The organism is Nostoc sp., from assembly GCF_036917195.1.
Lineage (GTDB): Bacteria > Cyanobacteriota > Cyanobacteriia > Cyanobacteriales > Nostocaceae > Nostoc.
Genome location: NZ_JBALDG010000077.1, coordinates 139,454 through 157,044, shown reverse-complemented (window position 1 = coordinate 157,044; position 17,591 = coordinate 139,454). Strand labels below are relative to the sequence as shown.

Genomic DNA, 17,591 nt, shown 5'->3' with positions numbered 1-17,591 from the left:
TCCTCTTCCCAGTGCAGGATTGCTGTAAAGGTTCGAGTGTTTTGTATCTTTAGCCTGTTGTAATGAACTCATGGAGCGTTTATTTGGCTAGCTTTTCATTTTTCTATTGTTGCTTAACCACCTGGAACCAACAACATCTGCGCCTCAATTGCTTCCCAGGTTTGGGGCGATACCCGCACTGCTGCTTGTTTGCATTGGATGATGAGGTGATTGGCGTAGAGATAATTTTCCAGTGCTTTTATTTCTTCCTCAGATAAATCGATCATTTCTGGCGTAAGATGGAAAGCTTTGAGTAAGGTTTGTTGGAAGCGGTTAGCAAATGCCCGACGCACTTTTGTTGATTCTTTATCGTCAGGGATTTGAGCTTTGAGAGCTTCTAATTGGGCAATCAGTGCAGTAAAATCAACGTTATTGAAGATTTTTAATTCTTCAAGTCTCCTAGTATACTTTATAGCGTTGGCGATGGCGTTAGCGATGGCGTTAGCGATGGCGTTAGCGATGGCGTTGGCATAGGCGTTGGCGTTGGCGTAGGTGTTGGCGTAGGTGTTGGCGTAGGTGTTGGCGTAGGTGTTGGCGATGGCGTTGGCGTAGGTGTAGGCTTTGGCGATGGCGTAGGCGTAGGCGTAGGCGTAGGCGTAGGCGTAGGCAATCGCAATCGCAATCGCAATCGCAACTGCACGTTTACCCACAGGTTTATAATTTCCTTGAGATCCAACTGTTATTTCTTCTGCCCATCTGAGTAAAGCTTGCAACTTAGGTGTGCGAAATATACTTTGCCATTTATTGCTTTGAATATATTTTTGCGCTTCTTTTTCCATCAACAACAGCAACTCATCTGCACCACCCCGTATTAAACCAGCTACCAGCAAAAACGCTTCTTCCCAGCGCTCATCTACAAGATGTTCAGTAACTAATTTCTCAACTTGGCGATGGTCATCTATATATTGTGCTGTTAAATATTCCTGAAGGGTCAGATGAGAAAATGAATAGATATCCCTTGCTCGTTCTACTAAAATTCCCTGCTGAATAGCGATCGCATTTAAAACTGCTTCAGCGTCTAAATCCTTGGGTGCATTGTCGTTATTGTGCAGAAACTCTTTAATTTGACTGACAAGTTCTTCGTGAGATAAGAATAGCCGCTGTGATTTAAAGCTGTGATATGCAATCTCAGCTAGCATGATTTTCTCTAAATCGATGCCAAGCTGACGATAAATAGGATCGGTTTGAATTCGTTTTTCCGCAGCCCATTTTTTGAGTAATATATCAAGAGCATCACTGTAAAGCGTAGCTCGGTTTTTAGGCAAGTCTTGAGATTCGTCATATACTAAACAGAGAAAAGTTAGCAATAAAGGAGTTCGAGCTAATTCTTTAGCTGATTTTTGGTTTTTGATTAACTTCCAGCACTTGTCAGCAGTTCTGGCTTGTCTATCTACTTCTGAAGAAAACCAATTGTGAATAAACTGCTGAATTTGGGCATCGTCAAAATCTGCAATGGCAATTTCCATCAAATTTCTAAACTGCGATTTATAGGCAGCAGTCCGACAAGAGATAATAAACCGATTATCTTTGTATTGCTCAACAAAGCTTTGAATTTGCTTAATTGCTAAATCGGTATTTACCGTTGGCACTTCATCTAAACCATCCAGCAAAATTAATAACTTGCCTTGTTGTAACGCTTTAGTAGTAAATTCTTCAAAGAATGGTAACTGACATAACCTGAATGCTTGTCTAATTACTTCCTCAATATTGATATTGCTCTCGATAAATAGTTTTAATTCAAGAAAAACCGGAATACATTCATATTGCAATTCACCAGATTTGCCCTTGAGTGCTTCTAGTCCTATCTTCCGCAAAAATGTAGACTTCCCTGCACCTGGTGCGCCGAGTACCATTAAATATTGCTGCTGATTTGCAACTTTAATGCCCTCTTGCTTACCAGCCTTTTCAAGTTGAAAGCCACGTTTTCCAGTTTCGCGGAAAAGATTCTGTAAAGCTTCAATTGATTCAAATCGCCGGATATCATTTGGCTGCAAACATTGCACAGCTGTGTAAATTGAATCCAAATCTACAGGCTGTTGCATTCCCAATATTTGCAACTTGTTATGACGCTTGTAGTAATTAATAATATATTGCTCAGATGCTTGATAAATTAATTTTGTGGTTTTCTCATCTGAAGGGCGGTCAAGCGTGTTTATATAAATATCAGCAAAATGTTTAACTGCTGCATCTGGTGCAACTTCCGGCAGGGCAATCAGCTGATCTAAAGTGACATGATTAACTCCAGACAGTGTTAATGAACGCAAAATTGCATCAGCCGAACCTTCCACAACCACAACGCGACTGAGTCCACCTCCAAGAGTTTTTAAAGAAAGTTGCTGGAGTGCTTGGATAGTATCACCCAGCACTTCGGTAAGTTGGCTTTTGCGCCGATCAATCAACGCCTGTCGATAAGCCTCAGATGATGTAAATTGCTGAGGTTCCAGCGGTAAATTCCTAGCATTTGAGTTGAGTTGATTTTCATCCCCCAAACTCATAATTGCCCGAATTACCTCATCTCCCTTAGCCCGCATCAGAACTTCTTCAAGCAGGGGATCAATTTTGGCAATTTGACTTTCGTTAAGTTTCATAGGGCTGCGGTTACTTGAATTAAACCTTTACCTTGGCGTTCCCTGTCATGTCCCAAATCTTGACAATTTGTGAGCAGTCCGTCAATTAAACTCCCTACTGTAATTTGCTTGCTATACTTCTCTAAGATTAACGCTGCTACACCAGAAACGATTGGGGCTGCCATTGAGGTTCCATCCCAAGCTTCATAGCCGCCACCTTGAACTGATGAATAAACTCCTTCCCCAGGTGCAACCAAATAGGGAACGTTATATAACTGTTGATTCACGATCATTCTGGCATTGCCACTAAAAGAGGCAACTTGATTATTTGAGTTAACAGCACCAACTGAAAGCGAATTCTTACAATTTGCTGGCGCAATATGATTGTTAAATCCATCATTACCAATGGCGCAAACAGGCAGTATTCCCACTGCCAGCAGGGTATCAATCAAATCGCTAATTTCATCGAAATATCTGGGAATGCCAGCGGAGATATTAGCAATATTCACGTCCGCCCGGAGTGCCAACCAGTCCAGCCACAAAATTAAGTTTGATAAGTTGCCAGTACCTCTTGGGATCAATACAGCGTCAATTAGTTTAGTTTCTGGTGCAACGCCAACCTGTTTACCACAAATCAGTCCAGCTACATGAGTACCATGACCATTGGTATCTTGGGAAGAGATTGACTGGATTTGCTTGCTTCTATCATTAAAACTATAAGATTCAGTTACCTTGCCTTGCAATTCTGGGTGAGTTGAGTCGATACTCGTGTCGAGGACAGCAATGGTGATGTTTTTGCCAGTGCCTGTAAATCCATTTTGACGTGCTATGTTGAGAGCGATCGCATCCAAATGCCACAATTCATTTTTGGTGAGTTCATCTTTAGTATCTGCATTCCGTTGCGGCTGAATCAACTCAATCGGCTGATCGCGTAAAATTAAGACATTGGGTAACTCCTCACGAATCCTCTGGGCTGCTTCATCCGGCATTTCTACAACACTTGCACCAGTAATCCCTGAGTAATCTGGATACTTTGCTACTTCGCTTGTGTCCTTTTGTGCATCCTCCAACCAGTCCTCAATTTGTTGGTGTACTGGATCTTCTTGCCAAAAACTTACAACTTCTGCAACTTGCGCCTTACGACTTTCTGGTGTAAATTTTCTAAATCCAAGTTTTAGCGATCGCGCTAATGATGTTGCTCTGGGTCGAATAATATAAACGCTCATCAAAGACTCCTTATTATAAAATAAGCAAGATGTCTGCTTCACGAATACACTATTACATTTTTTACAGTTTTCATAGTAGTAAATACCTGCCCTTGTGCAGTGATTTGGTATGATATGAAGCAGGTTCTATAAGCTACAAAAGGTGAAACAGCTAATTCCGGGTCTATTATGACAACTACACCAAGCTTCAATTCCTGGGTTATCTGTCCCCAACCAAATCCTCAAGCAAACTTGCGTTTATTCTGCTTCCCCTACGCTGGTGGTAACTCAATGATTTTTCGCACATGGCCTAATAGTCTACCTAGTAATGTCGAAGTCTGTGCAGTGGAATATCCCGGACGGGGAAGACAAATTAAGTCAGCACCCTTAACGCGATTAGAACCTCTTGTTGAAGCGATCGCTCCAATTCTGTTACCATATTTAGACAAACCATTCGCCTTCTTCGGTCACAGTATGGGCGGATTAGTTAGCTTCGAGTTGACCCATCTACTTCGCTCTAAGTATAGTCTTGCTCCCTTTCATCTCTTCATATCTGCTCGTTGCGCCCCGCAAATCCCGTTGATAAAACCACCCCTCCACGTCCTATCAGACCCTGATTTGATCAACGAGCTACACAGTCTTAACGGTACACCCAAAGCAGTACTAGAAAGCCCGGAACTGATGCAGATGTTCCTCCCTATTTTACGGGCAGATTTTGCAGTTCTGGAAACTTATATTTACACTCAAAAACAGCCATTGAAGTGTCCTATTACTGTTTTTGGTGGTTTGCAAGACCAAGAAGTTAGTCATGAGTATCTGCAAGCATGGCAAGAACAGACTATCGCTGCTTTTTCATTACATGAATTTAACGGTGACCACTTTTTTATCCATTCCCACCAAGATTCATTATTTAAACTTATATCTCAAGAATTGCAGATCCGTAAGCGTAGCTGGTAGTAGTTATTAGACAAGAAGGAGTTAAGAGTCAGAGTATATAATTTTCCTGACTCTCTGAACTTCTTCTGCACAATATTTCTACTGTTTATTTTTGGGTAGCGATCGCTAGCCTTGCTCCTTTCACCTGACGTACTTGATCCATTATCCCCACTATCTCACCGTGCAAGACTTTTTGATCAGCATTAATAATCACCAATGCATCTGGGTTAGAACCAACTAAAGTCCGTACTCGCGCTGCTAAATCATTAACTGCTATTGGATCGCGGTTTAGGCTTATCTGACCTTTTTCATCTACCGTGATGGTAACTTTAGTGGGAATTTGCTGTTCCTTCGCCGTGGCTGCCTTCGGTAGATTTACTGGCAATCCTTCTGAGCGTGTTAAAAACAGTGTTGACATAATAAAAAATGTCAAAAGAGCAAACATCACATCAATCAGAGGTACTACATTTATAAATGGTGCTAAATCTGGTTCATTCTCATCTAGATCCATAGGACTTCTCCTGTTGTTCGTAGCGATCGTGTTTTTCATAGCGGTCAAGGAACAGTATTTCTAGCTGTCCGCCGTACTCTTGAATCATTGTTATCTGTCGCTGGTATAGTCCCCGGAAGATGCTGGCTCCTAAAAGCACAAAGATAGCCACAATCAATCCTGAGGCGGTAGCAACTAAAGCTTCACTAATACCAGCAGTAACTGCACCAGTTTTAGTAGCTCCGACATCACCAACATTCAGTCCAGCAAATGAGCGAATTAATCCTAAAATTGTGCCGAGAAGTCCCAACAGAGGCGCTAAACCGATAATGGTGTCAAATACAGGTTGAAATCGCTTCAGTATAGGGATTTCTGCTTGCGCCTCGCTTTTCAAAGCCAAACGAAATTTTTCTGGAGTCGGTCTTTCTAGCTGTAGTCCAGCCAGAAAAATGCGTGCTATAGGTAAATCTACATTTTTTTGCAGCTTATCAATAGCACTGACGACATTATCAAGTCGATAAAGATTTAAAACCTCTCGCACCACCCGGTTTTGACGCTTACCAATTTGTAGCCAAAACTTCGCCCGCTCAATCATTAGTGCCCCTGCCAATACAGAAAACAGCAACAGGGGCCACATAACCACACCACCTGCTTCAAACAACTTCTGAATTCCCATGTAGTGCCTCTAAATGTCATCAACAATACAAAATCAGATTACCAGAATCAAGCAAAAAAATGAAACTTTTTCTCAATAGAGTTTAAGATATAATTAAAATTTTTTCAAATCTAATTTAATTATTATTATTTTTTTTTACTCTTTTTTTATTTTGTATAAAATAATTTAATTAATATAAAAATTAATTTTATTTAGAAATCATGACAAAAAATACTATTATTCAAAAATATTTTATTTTTTTGAGTAGTATGCTGTTCCGTAACACTGCCCAAAATAATTTTAATTTTTTACTTGATATTTGCAACCATGCATTCTAAAATAACTTAATTAGTGAGAATAGGTAGCAATAGCTATGAGCTTTTATGGCATTACTGTCGAGCAACGTTCCAAAGAAGTTGAGGCTCTCAAGTCTTTTCTGACTTACAGTCTAATAGGTTCGCTGGCGCTGCATATCGGCGTACTGTCCTCAGGTATAGGTAATTATTTGACGAGAGTGCCCACAAACGATGATGAACCAATAGAGGTTGCGATCATAGATTCTCCGACTCCGGAACCAGAAAAACCACTTGCAAAAATTCCAGAAGAACCCAAAAAAGAACCAGAAATTGTTCAAAAACAGCCTAGAGAAACTGCAGTAGTACAAAAACCAGTACAAGAATTGATTGAAAGACCAAAAATTCAGCCAGTTGAACAACAACCAAAACAAACTACTCAAAACCCACAACCAACAAATAGGGAAATTGCTCCCAAGCCAGAAGCCCCTGTGAAAACTGTTGCACCTGTGAGTGGTGGTGGCGGTGGTGGTGGCGGTAGTCCAGTCCTGACAGATAATGGTAGCTCTGGTCCTGGCGTTGCTTTAAGTACAGGCTCTGGCGGTGGTACAGGTTCAGGAATTGGCAGTGGTATAGGCAGTGGTAGAGGTTCAGGAATTGGCAGTGGTATAGGCAGTGGTAGAGGTTCAGGAATTGGCAGTGGTATAGGCAATGGAGTAGGAAACCGTCCAACAGTAGCAACAGCGCCAACAGTGCCAACACCTCCACAAATTAACAGTTCAGGTAATGGTAATGGTAATCTTAATGGTCGTGCAGCCTGCCGTGAATGTAGTGCCAAGTATCCTGATGCTGCAAGACGGCGAGGAGTCGAAGGCAGAGTAGAAGTAGCTGTCGATACTGATGCACAAGGCAATGTTACCAATGTGCGGATTGCTCGCTCCAGTGGAAACCGCGAATTAGATGAAGAAACCGCCAGACAAGCGCGTGATTGGAAATTAAAACCCGCAGAAGGAGGCAGACAAGGAGTAGCTATAGCCACTGAATTTGCCATAAAAGGTTCACGGCGATCGCGCCAAGTTCAAGAACGGCAAGCACAAAGAGAAGCACAAGAGAGAACCCAGCAGGCAGCAGCTGCTAACTCCACACAAGAACATCCAGGACGTAGGCGCAGAGAGTTGACACCCCCATCTAGTGAAGCTACAGCCACAAGACCAGCAATATCTGGATTGAGTAGACGGTTGGAACCTCAAAGACGAGAAATTATTACCTCAGGCTCATCATCTGAAGCGAGGATAAATCGCACTCAAGGAAGTGCCAGAGACTCCCTACGCAACATCCAGCGTCAACGAGCGGCTACCGATTCATCACAACAGCCACAAGCAACCCCAACTCGGCGGCGGCGAGCAGAAAACACTAGCCAGGATAAGTTGCGGGAGTCTTTGCGCCGTTTACGCCCACAACCTCAATCACAACCAGCTGCTCCCAGTCAGCAGTAGTCTGTCAAAGACTACCAGTAGAGGGACAAAACTTACAAAAATCATACTTTGATTAGCGACGATCGCCGCCTCCTGTTTTTAAGAGGCGGTTGTTTTTTAAATCCGAATGGCTACATTAAGCATCATCCCACTACCATGAGGAAGAGGGGTTAGGAGTGCGGTAATTTTGTGATGGGCAATTAGACACACTGGCGATCGCTTGATTTGCCAATCAATGGAAGTGGAAGTGAATAATCCCATACTTCCCACTTCCCCATCCCCTATTTCTCTGATCAGGGCGATGAAAATCGCCTGTATCTAAGGAATGGTAGTGTTTGCTTATCACCAATTATATGCTGAGAGGATAATCAATGGCTAACCTCAAGTTACTCATCTGCACTTTATGCTAGGCGTCAAATTCACTGATTTCAATAAAACTTCTACATAAACACACACTGATGCAGTTTGATTTGCTTGAATAGCTATATTGATAAGACATTGATACGACGGCAATTCACAATTCCTAATTATGGCAAGTAAATTCATTGATGTTAAGGAATATACTGTCAGGGCGCACAAAAGACAGATTCATACTCGTGTTTTCCAGTTTGTCTGTAAAGAGTGTAACGATCTGACAAAACGCGAGACTTTCGGACCTCGACCTTTATATTGTGAGAGATGTCGCCCTCCCCAACCGCCTAAGAAATCCCAACCAACATCTCACAAAGCAAAACCCAGAGCAATGTCTTACAAAAGTGACATCAACTTAAATTGATTGAAGCCTTATGACTCAAAATGGACAATTAGAACCACCTCCGGGCACCTTTGTTTCACCACTGTTGGAATTACGAGACTATTATGCTCGCCTTACAGAAGAGTATGAACGCCTTTTTGTGCAGGCGCGATCGCAACTCGATCATGTAGAAGCGTTGTTGTCTAACTGGTCTTTTTCTGATACCAACAAGCAGATATCAAGTCTGACGGCAGCTGATGAAACCTCAAATCTTTCTCAACAAGGCTCTTTGCGGTTTTTATCACCTCTTGATGATATCGACGAAATCAACTTGGTGGAGTCTGTATCAGAACTCGCAGACTCAGATAAGGTTGAGATAGATAATTCTTTTTCTGCTGTTGATACAAAAGAGAGTCAATCTTCAACTACATCGCCAGCTCCAAAGATCGCCTTAGAGAACAACGATAGTTCAACGAAGGTGGCGGAAATCCCCATGCTACCCCAGTATGATCACGCTCTGTCGCGAATGGAAGCCATAAAACAGCTATTGCAAGAGCAGATAGGCACTGTCTGTCATATTGATTTTATCGTGCGCTCGCTTTATGGAGAGTTGGATTCCAATCTATTCAAAGTAGTTAAAGGTAGGGTTCAATCTTCCCTCACCCAAGGCAGAGAAAGGAATTACTGGGTAACTATTCCCGATGAACCAGGTTGTTATACTCTGGATTTAAGTTTGGTAGCCTCAAGTAACCGCAATGGTGCTTCTAGGAGCATCAAAAACAAAAATAAGAAGCCTTTCCTACCTCCGATAAAAACAGTACCAATGCTCAAAGCCTTTGAGGGTCAATTCTTAATTGATGCCCTCACTTCTCTGTTAGAACAAAATCCAGGTAAAGTTTTCAGCGTTGCTGAAGTCATTGCCGGAATTTATGGAGAACTAGATTCTCAGCAACTTAGAGAGATCAAAAATAAGGTGCTGAATGAATTATCTAGAGGCTATCGGACAGGCAGATTTTCTAGGGTTCCTAACCAAATTGGCTTCTATACTTGGGACTCCAATCTGATATTGGAGGGTAGTTCTCGCTAAATTGGCATTGGGCATTGGGCAAACGGGGCATTGAGTATTGTTATTCTTCTTCTGCTCCCCTGCTCCCTTGCCCCCCTGCCTCTTCCCCACTCCCTTATCCCAAAAACAGCTTGTATGCCGGATTCTTGTTTTCATCCCAATAGCGATAGCCCAGGTTATCGAGAAAAGCTTGCCACTCTCTCATCTCGTGGGGGGGAACCTGGATACCAATAACGATTCGTCCGTAGTCTGCCCCGTTGTTGCGGTAGTGAAAAAGACTAATATTCCAGTTGGGACTCATGGAAGTAACAAACTTCATCAATGCGCCGGGACGTTCGGGAAACTCAAAACGGTAGAGCAATTCATTGTGAGCCAGGGCAGAGTGCCCACCCACCATGTGCCGCAGATGTAATTTAGTTAGTTCGTCGTCTGTTAAATCAAAGGTTTCAAATCCTTGAGCTTCAAAGGTTTCTACCATCTTTGCAGCATCGGCCCGGTTTTGAATTTGCACACCTACAAAAATATGGGCTGTTTTTTCATCAGCAATGCGATAATTAAACTCAGTAAGATTACGGTTGCCAATACATTCACAAAACCGACGAATACTTCCCCGTTCCTCAGGAATTGTGACTGCAAAGATAGCTTCGCGGCGTTCGCCAAACTCTGCCCGTTCTGCCACAAAGCGGAGGCGATCAAAATTCATGTTTGCACCGCAGGCTACAGCAATTAAGGTTTGTCCTTCGATTTGTTCTCGTTCTGCGTAGGCTTTGGCAGCTGCGATCGCCAATGCACCGGCTGGTTCTAGAATGGATCGCGTATCCTCAAACACGTCTTTAATTGCAGCACAAGTATGGTCTGTATCCACCAGAATGATTTCATCTACATACTGCTGACATAAACGGAAGGTTTCTTCACCTACTTCCCGCACCGCCACGCCATCAGCAAATAACCCGACTTGCGACAAGCGCACCCGATGTCCGGCTTTTAGTGATTGAGACATCGCATCAGCATCTACTGGTTCAACGCCAATAATCAAGATTTCCGGACGCAACCGTTTCACATAAGCCCCAATCCCAGAAATTAATCCGCCCCCTCCAATCGCTACAAAAATCGCATGGATGGGTTGCTGATATTGCCGTAAAATTTCCATCCCGATTGTTCCCTGTCCAGCAATTACATGCGGATCATCGAAAGGATGAATAAAGGTCAACCCTTTTTCTACTTCTAATTCACGGGCATAGCTATAAGCATCGTCGTAGGTATTTCCATGTAATACGACTGCTCCGCCCCTCATTCTAACTGCATCCACCTTGACTTGGGGTGTGGTTATTGGCATGACGATAATCGCTCTGGTTCCTAAGCGCTGGGCTGCAAGGGCGACCCCCTGAGCATGGTTCCCCGCAGACGCTGCGATTACACCCTGCGCCAATATATCTAGTGGCAGTTGCACCATTTTATTGTAAGCACCCCGCAGTTTAAAGGAAAATACTGACTGCATATCCTCACGTTTCAGCAGGAGTTGATTATTCAGCCGTGCAGACAAATTTGGGGCATACTCAAGTGGTGTTTCTTGGGCAACATCGTACACACGGGCAGTCAGAATTTGGATCAGGTAGTCGCAATACATGGGTGTCGAGGTGTTAGCAAATGCCAGATGGAAATTAATTTTACGTTACAAGCGATCGCAGTGGTTTTAATTCACTGATCGCATCTTGGATGGATTATAGAGACAGACTAAACTATGTAAATTTTTAAAACAAAATAGCCAACGTTGCACAAGTATTAAAAGGTTCTCCTGATTTGCTTGATAATCATGCTACTCGCGCGTTAATACCTGCTATATGCCTGATAATTAATAAGGCAATCTACAGAGAGCAAAGATGCAGACTCTCCAACAACTCTCCCTCCCAAGCATGGGCTGCGGGACTTGGGCCTGGGGCAACCAATTGCTTTGGGGATATAACGAAAGTATGGATGACCAGTTGCAAGCCGTCTTTAACCTTTGTGTAAGCAACGCTGTGACTTTATTTGATACAGGTGATTCTTACGGAACTGGGAGATTGAATGGTCGCAGTGAGTTACTCCTGGGACGATTCAACCGAGAATATGTAGGTTCAGATAAAGAAAATATTTGTATTGCTACTAAGCTTGCTGCTTACCCGTGGAGATGGACACGTCAGTCAATGGTAAAAGCTTGCAAATCATCTGCCCAACGCCTGGGAAGAAACGTAGATTTGGTACAGATGCACTGGTCTACAGCGAATTACGCTCCTTGGCAAGAGGGAGGGCTGTTAGATGGTCTTGGCGATTTGTATGAGCAAGGACTGGTTAGGGGAGTGGGACTATCTAATTATGGGCCTAAGCGGCTTAAGCAGGTACAGAAAAAGTTTGCTGAACGAGGCGTTCCTATTACTACTGTGCAAGTTCAATACTCTTTGTTGTCTACATATCCTGTCACTCAACTAAAGCTTAAAGACCTTTGTGATGAGTTGGGAATCAAATTGATTGCTTACAGCCCTCTAGCTTTGGGACTACTGACAGGAAAATACTCTGAGCAAGGCCCTTTGCCCAAAGGCATCCGAGGTCTGCTGTTTAAGCAGATATTACCAGGAATGCGATCGCTTTTGGCATGTTTACAAGAGGTGGCACAGTCTAGAAACAAAACCATGTCACAGGTAGCAATTAACTGGTGCATCTGTAAAGGAACCATTCCTATTCCTGGAGCAAAAAGTGTGGAACAGGCAAGGGAGAATATTGGTGCATTGGGTTGGCAATTAGACGCCAGTGAAATTGCAGAGTTGGATAGGGCGGCAGCGAATGCAGACAAAAAAATGGTACAAAATATCTTTCAAACTAAGTAAAATTTCAACATTGCATAAATGCGGGATGAATCAGCGGTTGAAACTATTGAAAATTGATTCCAAATTGGGCAAAATCATCTCATGATTTAGCAACGATTAAAATTTAAACGTTGCTGAATTTGAATATAAATCATTGCAAAAACCTGGTTTAAGTTGAAATAATATAAATTACTATTTTTAACTTAAAATACATCGCCTCCAGGTGTGCTCATTAGAGAGCAAAAGCCAAGTCACTTTCAATTAACTTGGCACCTGTTAGGTTAGCTCCACTCAAATTGCAGAAGTTAAAATTTGCCCCTCTTAGGTCTGCTAATGCTAGATTAGCTCCTCTTAGGTCTGCATCAGTGAGGTTAACTTCACTTAAGTTAGCGCTACTTAAATTAGCTCCCCTCATATCTGCTTGTTGCAGGTCTGCCTTGGTTAGGTTTGTCCTCATTAGGTATGCCTTACTCAGGTCGGCTCGACTTAAATTAGCTTCACTTAGGTCTGCTGCCGTTAAATCAGCTTTACTTAGATTGGCTTGACTTAAGTCTGTCCAACTCAACTTTGCATAACTTAGGTTAATTTCACTCAGCTTTACTGATGCAAGTACTGCACACCTCAAATTAGCATTAATAAAATTTCTTTCTCCCATTGCATAACGGCGTAAAAGTTCATCAGTTGTTACTCTGTCTAAAACAGCTTTTGATGCGCCTTGATAACACCATGTAGCTTCTAATAGTTTGGCCGCAGTATTAACAGCTACCTCATCAGGTTTAGCTATTATCACACCATTGCAGCCATCCCATTGACCGTTAAGTATAAAGGCAATCTCATTAGCGGCAGCAATTGAGTCAAATAATAAAATAAATTCCTTGTGCCGTTTTAACCAGCTATTCCAACCAATCGAGATAATATTTTTCATTTTTATAAGTTTTGGCACGTTAAGTGACGATTACGGCTTTAACTTCCAGATATTAATAAACTCTAAGTTATTCTACCTCTGTCTTAAGTCATTTATTCAAGGTTAGTTCCAGCGACACAAAAGGCTGGACTTCGTTTTTCAAGACTGCCTCTTTTGTGCGCCAGTTTATGACAGGGCGCTGCACAAAGACCTACAACACTGATGCAGCCCATTTACAGCGCTCTGTCACAAAGAAGTTACAATCGGCTTAAGTACAAATGCAAGAACTAAGTTCTAAACAGTTGAGTCTGAACGTTCTATTTGCTGCCGAATGGTATCAATAGAAGCATTAATGCCAGCTAGTTTGGACTCTAAATCATCTCGCATCCAAATCAAGAATTTTAATTTCCGCTCTAAGCCAGCTCTGCGCGAAATGGGTTCGCTTCCATAACAGGGATTACCCCAAAAAGGAAACATAGTTTACCTCTGTATTTAGCTTTTGTAACAGTGCAATGTATTGCACTACTACACTACATTATGACTAATCACAATCAAACTGGTGTGTGTAACAACCGACCTAAATTGGACGTGCTTAACGAACTTTGCTAAAAGTTATCTATTGAACTAGCAGAGGTATTTGACCATACTGCCATCAACTCTTTGCATTCCTGCGTTAAGAAAAAGGTGAAGTGACGGTAGCACTTCAAATGAACACAGAAAGATTCTGCCAATTTGGCATTACAAGTCTCTGTTTTGCAGTTTAAATGAGATATCAAGAGAACGGGATAGCCCAAAGGTTACACGAGGAATAGTTTACCCTATGCCTCAGTAGCTCCACAAATCGCCAGTTGTTGACCCAACGCTGTAGAATCACTTCTCAGGCAACTTACAGCGCTCGGTCATCGCTTCGCTACAACTGGCTAGTAATGTACTAGAAAACACATAGCAATTGAGCAGTAGATAGACTGCTTAGATTTGGCAGACATCCCTTGGCATATTTCCTTACTTGAATCAAGAGGATGAAGGGCGATGCCTACGGTGGTCACTGAGCCTGTCGTACCCCTACGGGGAAGCAAGCTAGCAAGAGCGTCTCCAAGAGTTGTGCGGTAAACTACGCACCCCATAAAATGGGAACCCTGTTATATGACAATTGCGTTCCTCATTGCCATGAAATTATTAAATTTCCTCAAATCCAAACTAGCTATTACAGCTTTAGCTATTGCAGTAAACATCACTGTCATTGTCATTGATGTCTATTCTTCCAGTTCAAATCCTCCCATTAGCAAGAGTACAATTACTCAGTCGCAATCACATATTCAACTTGTTCACACACTGACTGGCCATAAAAAAGTGACTTTTGGTGTTCCAGCAGTTGTGATTAGCCCAGATGGGCAAACCCTGATTAGTGGAGGTAGAGATGATACTATTAAATTCTGGAATCTCCGGACTGGAAAATTGCTGCGTAGTTTAGATGCTCACTCAGATGGTGTTACTTCAATTGCTATTAGTCCAGATGGCAAGCTGCTTGTAAGTGGTGGAATAACCACCCCAACAATGAAGGTTTGGGATTTACGCACTCAATTAATGCTTAACATCGAAAGTGGACATCCGCTGCCAGTAGAAACCGTTGCTATTAGTTCAAATGGTAGATTGATTGTTAGTGGCAGTGATGATCACACAATCAAGCTTTGGGATTTACACACGCTTAAGTTGCTTAATACCATTGCTGCACACTCAGATTATGTGAGTAACGTTACAATTAGCCCTGATATGCAAACCCTTGTTAGTACTGGGGGTGGCGATGACAATACAATTAGGCTGATTGATCTGCGAACTAAAAAAACGCGTTATGTTCTCAAAGGACATAAAACCGGAGTTGATGCTATTGCCATTACTCCAGATAGCAAAAAGCTCGTCACTGGCAGTTTTGGTCAATTAGTTTCTCGAAATCATGCAATTAGCACCCTGAAGTTATGGAATCTTCAAACTGGAAAACTACTGCATGAGTTTCCTGATAATTTTAGTTCAGTTGAATCTCTTACTATCAGCCCCGATGGAAAAATTATGATCTGCGGCAATTATGATGGCAGTATTAAACTGTGGAGCTTAAAGACTTTAAAACTGTTGCATACCTTTCAGGATGGTTCAAGTCCTGTTTTAGCGGTTGCTCTTAGCTCAGATGGTAAAACCCTCGCGAGTAGCAATGAGGATAGTACTATTCATATTTGGCAAATTAACTAATACCAATTTGCTATATGGAAGTGAGGTTTTCCAGAAACCGTAAAAGTTAGATTACCTACAGATGGAAACTTAAAAGATAAGTATGGGGAATTGAATATAGCGATCGCTCAGATTTTTAATGAATTATTTCTGCTCATACCAATTCGCTATGAAGATGCACTTAATTATTAAACGAACCGCCCTACCCTGCGGGAACGCCTTGGGCGAACGGGTGACGCTCGTTGCGCGGCATCGTCTCCCCGAATCACATTGGGAGAGGCTAACGCCTGCCGTAGGATGCCCAAAGGGCTGTAGGGAGAAGACTCGCTCTTTGTGGCGCTAACACCAGTCGCATACGGCGGGAAACCCGCCTATAGCGCTGGTTCACGCCTTGTACGCCTTGACAGAAGGAGTAATCATTAAGTGCAAGCTCACGGAGAATTGGTATTAGTAGATGGGAACCACACTGGTGAATAACCTCAACACCTTTGCGTTCTTTGTCAGTTAAGGTTAGAGAGAGTTGCAGGATTTGGGCATAACCGAGGATACCGTTGAAGGGTGTACGCAACTCATGGCTCATGTTTGCCAGGAATTCGTTTTTAGCTTGATTGGCGCTGTCAGCCAAAAGTTTTGCAGCTATGAGTTCAGTGGTGCGTTGTTGAACTCGTTGCTCTAATTCATCATTTGCTTTTTGGAGGTTGGCTGCGGCTTTTCTATTTTCGTTAACAATCGCAGATAGAACGAAGGTGGTGAGAGCGATCGCACCAATAAAGGATTGCAATAGCACCAGAGATTCTGTTATCGACTTCCTCGCAAATGAGCCAAAATCATGAGCTGTTCCATAAACTGCGATCGCTGACATGATCACTACCAGCAGTGTTGATTCCCTCGCTCTGAACCGAAAAGCCGACCAGAGCAGAGGGAGAATCATCATATACTCCACAGGATATCCACCCCAAAAGGCTATCTGACTAATGACAATCAAGGAGAGCAGAATGAGTGCAAACTCTACAACTTGTCGGGGGTGAAGTCGTCTTTGTTGCTGTTCTACAAACCAGCCATCGAAGAATACTGCTTTTCAAGGCATCATCAAATAATTCAGTAACACCTGATATTGAGATAGTTCCCAGAAATTATCCTCAAATAACAATACCTTCGCCAAAAACGACGTAGGCACAATTCATGAATTCTGCCTACCAAGGATTTCGGGGAACGCATAATTAATTTCAATAGATGTTTAATAAGCAAAAAGGCATATTGATTTCTGATTTCGGTAGATTTAGCAAGTAAAAAGGCATATTGCTTTCTCAAAATGCTTAATTGCTTTCTGATTTCGGTAGATTTAGCAAGTAAAAAGGCATATTACTTTCTTAAAATGCTTGATTGCTTTCTCATTTCGGTATATCACGTATTCATTTCAGTAAATTCAGTAAGCAAAAAGGTATATTGGTTTCTCAAAATACTTGATTGCTTACTAATTTCGGTAGATTCAGCAAGCAAAAAGGCATATTACTTTCTCAAAAGCTTGATTGCTTATTAATTTCGGTATATTGCACATTCATGACAATGATCGCTATGTAACAAAAACCATTGCAGAATTGCCGGAGTTCTCTCAAGCGGATCAATACGGAAGTTTCTTAAAGTAAAGAATATTAACCGTACTGGATTACAAGGTTTAGATCATGGCTCGGAGAAAAAGAACCTCTCAGGTGTTAGAAAAAGCAGCGCGTCGTGCTGCTGGTATCAACTCAATTGATCCGAATTTAAATGTAGGCAATGGACTCACACTATCGGCATTCTCAACCTTAATTGAGACGATGCGAACTAGAGAGCATTTATACAACACTGCTCTTTCCAACCTTGATAAGATGTACCATGATATGCTCCAAACAGAGCGTGAGTTAGCAGATATGGCAGAGCATATGCTGTTGGGAGTTGCTACTCAATATGGTAAAAGCAGTGTGGAGTACGGTATGGCGGGAGGTGTTCCTAAGAACCAGCGCCACAAGGGACTGCGAGGCGAGTCACCAGTTCACAGTTCACAGCAACCCTCATTCATTGCCAGTGTGAACGGCAACGGCAGCAAAAATGGCAACAAAGCAGCTACGACAAGTTAGCTTGAGCATTTTTCTTTTGAGAATGCCTATAGACTGAGGCTTCATCAAAAA

15 protein-coding genes and 1 pseudogene are annotated in these 17,591 nt (G+C 42.4%); 7 read left to right on the top strand and 9 right to left on the bottom strand.

All coding sequences use genetic code 11. The annotated features are described in order from the left end of the window. Positions 1-113: 113 nt before the first annotated feature. A complete protein-coding gene (locus V7K40_RS27170) occupies positions 114-2,627 on the bottom strand; it encodes an NACHT domain-containing protein (protein ID WP_334965262.1) in 2,514 nt (837 codons plus the stop codon). Then, complete coding sequence (locus tag V7K40_RS27165) at positions 2,624-3,832, bottom strand: S8 family serine peptidase (protein ID WP_334965260.1); 1,209 nt, start codon at positions 3,830-3,832, stop codon at positions 2,624-2,626. The genes V7K40_RS27170 and V7K40_RS27165 overlap by 4 nt, the downstream gene beginning before the upstream one ends. A gap of 168 nt (positions 3,833-4,000) precedes the next feature. Between V7K40_RS27165 and V7K40_RS27160 the strand changes: the two genes are divergently transcribed. Further along, positions 4,001-4,768, top strand: a complete 768-nt coding sequence (locus V7K40_RS27160) for a thioesterase II family protein (protein ID WP_334965258.1) — start codon at positions 4,001-4,003, stop codon at positions 4,766-4,768. Positions 4,769-4,853: 85 nt separating this feature from the next. Here V7K40_RS27160 and V7K40_RS27155 read toward each other — a convergent pair whose 3' ends face one another. Both V7K40_RS27155 and V7K40_RS27150 read right to left on the bottom strand, forming a co-directional pair. After that, positions 4,854-5,258, bottom strand: a complete 405-nt coding sequence (locus V7K40_RS27155; protein ID WP_334965256.1) for a biopolymer transporter ExbD — start codon at positions 5,256-5,258, stop codon at positions 4,854-4,856. Then, positions 5,245-5,913: a MotA/TolQ/ExbB proton channel family protein gene (locus tag V7K40_RS27150; protein ID WP_334965254.1), complete on the bottom strand. Its 669-nt coding sequence runs from the start codon at positions 5,911-5,913 to the stop codon at positions 5,245-5,247. Before V7K40_RS27150 ends, V7K40_RS27155 begins: the two co-directional genes overlap by 14 nt. 352 nt (positions 5,914-6,265) lie before the next feature. Here V7K40_RS27150 and V7K40_RS27145 point away from each other — a divergent pair, with 352 nt between their 5' ends. Next, positions 6,266-7,681, top strand: a complete 1,416-nt coding sequence (locus tag V7K40_RS27145) for a TonB family protein (RefSeq protein WP_334965252.1) — start codon at positions 6,266-6,268, stop codon at positions 7,679-7,681. A gap of 96 nt (positions 7,682-7,777) precedes the next feature. On the opposite strand, the gene V7K40_RS27140 is transcribed toward V7K40_RS27145, so the two are convergent. Beyond that, the gene (locus V7K40_RS27140) at positions 7,778-7,921 is read right to left on the bottom strand and encodes a hypothetical protein (RefSeq protein ID WP_334965250.1); all 144 of its coding nucleotides are present in this window, start codon (positions 7,919-7,921) and stop codon (positions 7,778-7,780) included. Positions 7,922-8,189: 268 nt separating this feature from the next. On the opposite strand from V7K40_RS27140, the gene V7K40_RS27135 reads away from it, so the two are divergent. Beyond that, positions 8,190-8,435, top strand: coding sequence for a hypothetical protein (locus V7K40_RS27135; RefSeq protein ID WP_334965249.1), 246 nt, complete (start codon positions 8,190-8,192; stop codon positions 8,433-8,435). Positions 8,436-8,445: 10 nt separating this feature from the next. Further along, positions 8,446-9,480, top strand: a complete 1,035-nt coding sequence (locus tag V7K40_RS27130; protein ID WP_334965247.1) for a hypothetical protein — start codon at positions 8,446-8,448, stop codon at positions 9,478-9,480. Between the two features lie 94 nt (positions 9,481-9,574). Here the strand turns inward: V7K40_RS27130 and ilvA are convergent, their stop codons facing one another. Continuing rightward, positions 9,575-11,086 (bottom strand): threonine ammonia-lyase, biosynthetic, encoded by a 1,512-nt coding sequence (gene ilvA, locus V7K40_RS27125; protein ID WP_334965245.1) that lies wholly within the window; start codon positions 11,084-11,086, stop codon positions 9,575-9,577. Positions 11,087-11,339: 253 nt separating this feature from the next. On the opposite strand from ilvA, the gene V7K40_RS27120 reads away from it, so the two are divergent. Continuing rightward, positions 11,340-12,320 (top strand): aldo/keto reductase, encoded by a 981-nt coding sequence (locus tag V7K40_RS27120; protein WP_334965243.1) that lies wholly within the window; start codon positions 11,340-11,342, stop codon positions 12,318-12,320. Between the two features lie 211 nt (positions 12,321-12,531). Here the strand turns inward: V7K40_RS27120 and V7K40_RS27115 are convergent, their stop codons facing one another. Further along, positions 12,532-13,224: a pentapeptide repeat-containing protein gene (locus V7K40_RS27115; RefSeq protein ID WP_334965241.1), complete on the bottom strand. Its 693-nt coding sequence runs from the start codon at positions 13,222-13,224 to the stop codon at positions 12,532-12,534. Between the two features lie 273 nt (positions 13,225-13,497). Continuing rightward, on the bottom strand, positions 13,498-13,680 hold the full coding sequence (locus V7K40_RS27110) for a hypothetical protein (RefSeq protein WP_334965239.1): 183 nt from the start codon (positions 13,678-13,680) through the stop codon (positions 13,498-13,500). Positions 13,681-14,346: 666 nt separating this feature from the next. Between V7K40_RS27110 and V7K40_RS27105 the strand changes: the two genes are divergently transcribed. Beyond that, positions 14,347-15,444: a WD40 repeat domain-containing protein gene (locus tag V7K40_RS27105; RefSeq protein WP_334965237.1), complete on the top strand. Its 1,098-nt coding sequence runs from the start codon at positions 14,347-14,349 to the stop codon at positions 15,442-15,444. Between the two features lie 427 nt (positions 15,445-15,871). Here V7K40_RS27105 and V7K40_RS27100 read toward each other — a convergent pair. Beyond that, positions 15,872-16,468: pseudogene (locus V7K40_RS27100) on the bottom strand (MASE1 domain-containing protein); the annotation flags it as partial. A 637-nt stretch (positions 16,469-17,105) separates the two neighbouring features. Between V7K40_RS27100 and V7K40_RS27095 the strand changes: the two are divergent. Continuing rightward, positions 17,106-17,540 (top strand): hypothetical protein, encoded by a 435-nt coding sequence (locus V7K40_RS27095; RefSeq protein WP_334965235.1) that lies wholly within the window; start codon positions 17,106-17,108, stop codon positions 17,538-17,540. Positions 17,541-17,591: the final 51 nt, after the last annotated feature.